At 70.8% G+C, this 3,261-nt stretch carries 4 protein-coding genes; 2 read left to right on the forward strand and 2 right to left on the reverse strand.

Annotation, left to right across the window (positions count from 1 at the left end; all coding sequences use genetic code 11):
* A partial coding sequence (locus E1293_RS45815; RefSeq protein WP_132206249.1) for a winged helix-turn-helix transcriptional regulator occupies positions 1 to 348 on the reverse strand: 348 nt, incomplete at its 3' end.
* Between the two features lie 82 nt (positions 349 to 430).
* Here E1293_RS45815 and E1293_RS45820 point away from each other — a divergent pair.
* Positions 431 to 1,705 (forward strand): MFS transporter, encoded by a 1,275-nt coding sequence (locus E1293_RS45820; protein ID WP_243717549.1) that lies wholly within the window; start codon positions 431 to 433, stop codon positions 1,703 to 1,705.
* On the opposite strand, the gene E1293_RS45825 is transcribed toward E1293_RS45820, so the two are convergent.
* Positions 1,667 to 2,557, reverse strand: coding sequence for an LLM class F420-dependent oxidoreductase (locus E1293_RS45825; protein WP_132206253.1), 891 nt, complete (start codon positions 2,555 to 2,557; stop codon positions 1,667 to 1,669). The genes E1293_RS45820 and E1293_RS45825 overlap by 39 nt on opposite strands.
* Before the next feature lie 89 nt (positions 2,558 to 2,646).
* Here E1293_RS45825 and E1293_RS45830 point away from each other — a divergent pair, with 89 nt between their 5' ends.
* The gene (locus E1293_RS45830; RefSeq protein ID WP_132206255.1) at positions 2,647 to 3,168 is read left to right on the forward strand and encodes a TetR/AcrR family transcriptional regulator; all 522 of its coding nucleotides are present in this window, start codon (positions 2,647 to 2,649) and stop codon (positions 3,166 to 3,168) included.
* The last annotated feature ends 93 nt before the right edge of the window (positions 3,169 to 3,261 follow it).

Raw genomic sequence — 3,261 nt, forward strand, 5'->3', positions numbered from 1 at the left:
GGGTTCGCCTGGGTTGAAGGCGTGGTGTTCGCCCCACTGCCGGAGGGTGACGATCACGGGGAAGAGGTCCTTGCCGGCGTCGGTGAGCGTGTACAGCTTGCGCCGGCCTGAAGGGGCGTCGACCTGGGCTAGCAGTCCGTAGGCGGTGAGCTTGCGGAGGCGGTCGGTGAGGATGTTGCGGGCAATGCCGGTGCGCTGCTGGAAGTCGGTGAACGAGCGGGCGCCGTCCATCGCGTCGCGGATGACGAGCAGGCTCCACCGGTCGCCGACCAGGTCGACCGTGCGGGCCACCGGGCAACTGGGGTCCGTCCACTCGGGGGCATGCCGGTCGGTGGCGCCGCGTGCCATCACTCCTCCAAGAGTTGCGTATTGAAACCATTCTGGCTTATCTTCGATTGGTTGCAAAATGAAACCAATTGAAGGGGTGGTTGTGGGCTGGAGGACGAGGCTGCTGCTGGGGGCGGTGTGCGGGGTCGCGGTGGCGAGCGTTTACGCCGGGCAGCCGGTGCTGGGGCCGATGGGGCGTGACCTGGGCGTATCCGCCGGCTCGCTCGGCTGGTTCGTGGCCATCGGGCAGCTCGGCTATCTGGTCGGGCTGGTGCTCCTGGTGCCGCTCGGCGACATGCTCGACCGCAGGCGCCTGATCGCCGCGCACCTCGGCCTGGTGGCCGCGGGGACGGCGATCACCGCGGCCGCCCCGGTCGCCTGGGCGGCATTCGCGGGGCTGGCCGCGGCGGGCGTGTTCGCGGTGGTGGTGCAGACCGCCGTCGCCTACACCGCATCGATCTCCCCGCCTGCCGAGCGCGGGCGCAATCTCGGCATCGTGACCTCGGGCGTGGTGATCGGGATCCTCGGGGCGCGTGTCATCGCGGGAGTGCTCGCCGATCTGTGGGGGTGGCGGAGCATCTACCTGGTTCTGGCGGTCCTTGCTGGCGTCCTCGCCCTGCTCGCTCTTGCTCTGCTGCCCGCGGATGTCCGCGCGGGCACCGTGCGGTACGGGCGGCTCCTCCAGTCCTTCGGCGGGCTGTTCGCCCAGCCCGTGTTCCTCAGCCGCGGGCTGATCGCGTTCTTCCTGTTCGCCTCGTTCGGCACCCTGTGGAGCGGCATGGCCCTGCCGCTGGCCGGTGCGCCATGGCACCTCAGCGAAGCGCAGATCGGCCTCTTCGGCGTCGCCGGGCTTGCCGGGGCCCTCGGCGCGGCCCGGTCCGGCCGCTGGGGCGACGCCGGGCACGCGCGCCGGGTTACCGGCATCGCACTCGCGCTCCTGCTCGCCTCCTGGGTCGCGATCGGGCAGCTTTCGTGGTCGCTGCCGCTGCTGATCGTCGGCGTGATCCTGCTCGACTTCGCCGTCCAGGCCGTGCACGTGAGCAATCAGCACGCACTCACCGCCGCCTACGTCGACCGGACCAGCACCGTCATCGGCGCCTACATGGTCTTCTACTCCCTCGGCTCCGCGCTGGGAGCGGCCGCGACCACGGCGCTGTTCGACGCCGCCGGGTGGATGGGCCCCACCGTCCTCGGCGCGACGCTCGCCCTCTGCGCCCTCGCCGCATGGGTGTTCAGCGCCCAGACGGCGGCGCGAGCCGCGCAGCGCGTGCGGGGGCGATGCGGGGACGCCGCCGTAGCGGGGTCGTCGCCGGTCTTGCCTGTATCGCGGTGCGGTTCGTCAGTGCAGGGTGGCGGCGAAGTCCAGGAGGCGTGTTAGGTCGCCGCGGGGGCTGATGAGGAGGTCTGTGGCGCCGGCGTCGGCGAAGCGGCGGAGTTGGCGGGCCACATCCTTTTCGTCCCCGGCGATGACCGTCTCGTGGACGCCGGAGAGGCCTTGGCGGTCGAGGATCGACCGGTAGGCGGGGAAGTTTCCTGCGAAGCCGAGTTGTTCCGCCAGGTCGCGGCGGACGGCGTCCGGGTCGGTGGTGAGGGCCACCACTGCGCCTGCCAGTACGCGTGGTGCGGGTCGCCCGGCCGCTTCGGCGGCCTTGGTGATCGAGGGTGCGATGTGGTCCGCGATCGCCTCGGCGCCGGTCCAGGTCGTGAGGGTGCCGTCGGCGAGTTCTCCCGCGATCCGCAGCATGGCCGGGCCCAGCGCTGACAGGAGCACGGGCGGCGGGGTCGCGCCGGGGGCGTCGATCGTCGCGGCCGCGGTCAGCGTCTCGCCGTGGTAGTCGACGTCCTCGCCGCGCAGCAGCGGGCGCAGGGCGGAAAGGTACTCGCGGGTGTGCCGCGCAGGACGCTCGTAGGAGATCCCGTGCGCACCCTCGATGACCTGCGGGTGGCTCGGCCCGACGCCGAGGGTGAAGCGTCCGCCCGCCATGGCCTGCGCGGTAAGCGCCTGGCCGGCCAGGGCGAGGGGATGGCGCGGGTAGGTCGGGACGATGGCGGTGCCCAGCTCGATGCCGGGCACCTCGCGTCCGGCGAGCGCCGCGGTCATGAGGGCGTCCCACGACCAGGCGTGGCCGAAGAAGACGCTGTCGAGTCCGGCGTCCCGGGCGAGGCGGACTTGGGTGACGAGCTCGTCCAACGGGGCCGTTCCGGCGACGGTGAACAGGCCGATGCGCATGTGCCCTCCAACATGAATCGGATCTTCCGGTTCTGGATAACAGCCAGGGTAACCTGAACCTGTGATTCCGGTTGAAGTGGGGGAGGGTGATGCGGGCCGACGCGCAACGCAATCGCGAGCGGATCGTCACGGCCGCCTTGGAGTTGTTCGCCGAGCGAGGGCCCGGCGTGAGCATGGAGGAGATCGCCCGTGCGGCGGGCCTCGGCGTGGGGACCCTCTACAGGCACTTCCCGGACCGGCGCGCGCTCGTCGAGGAGATCGCGACCAGTGCGCTGGAATGCCTTGCTTCGAGGATCCGCTTGCTGACCGCGAGGGATGTTTCGCGGTGGGACGTGCTTGCCCAGGTCGTCGACTACTGCACGGAGCAACCGCTCGCCCTGGTCAAGTCGGTCGCGGGCGACGATTGCGTCCTGTCAGAGCGGGCCGCCCTGCAGGACGAGGTCGACGGCCTTTTGCGAAGCCTGGTTGAGGACGTCCAGCACGAGGGGACGATGCGCCGTGACATCAGTCCGGTCGAGGCCGTCGAGATTCTTAGCACTGCTGTGTGCCGCCCAGGCGCAAGTCCTGGCGACGCAATGACTCGCGTGACGCTGGACGGCCTAAGCCGGTAGCTCGGGCTCCCTCAGCCAGGTGTCGATCTGGTGGTGGAGGCGGGTCTTGGTCTGGGGCGGGGCGAAGGACGCGGTCACGGCGTTGTGGGCGAG

The sequence above is a fragment of the Actinomadura darangshiensis genome (genome assembly GCF_004349235.1).
Taxonomy (GTDB): domain Bacteria; phylum Actinomycetota; class Actinomycetes; order Streptosporangiales; family Streptosporangiaceae; genus Spirillospora; species Spirillospora darangshiensis.